Consider the following 306-nt stretch of genomic DNA (forward strand, 5'->3'; position numbering starts at 1 on the left):
AAAGGGGCTGTCCACGAAGGAGCTTTTTCAAAGAAACAAGGCATTAATGGAATCCCCTCTGTGTGCGAATCTGTACATATTGCACGTGATGTTCTGTTAGCAGAGGCCGCCGATTGCCACTACCATGTTTGTCATATAAGTACGAAGGAATCGGTGAGAGTTGTACGTGATGCGAAACGGGCGGGAATAAAGGTAACAGCTGAAGTAACGCCCCATCATCTTCTATTATGTGAGGACGATAAAGAAAGTGATATTCTCTTAGTAATTTCAGCAACTTGACATGTTAAAGAATGCTCTCGAGCTCAG

General features: G+C 43.8%; 1 pseudogene. It reads left to right on the forward strand.

Going from position 1 to position 306, the window contains the following annotated elements:
• Positions 1-240: pseudogene (locus tag PZE06_RS27735) on the forward strand (dihydroorotase); the annotation flags it as partial.
• Between the last annotated feature and the right edge of the window lie 66 nt (positions 241-306).

The sequence above is a fragment of the Robertmurraya sp. DFI.2.37 genome, assembly GCF_029211245.1.
Taxonomy (GTDB): domain Bacteria; phylum Bacillota; class Bacilli; order Bacillales; family Cytobacillaceae; genus Robertmurraya; species Robertmurraya methanolica_A.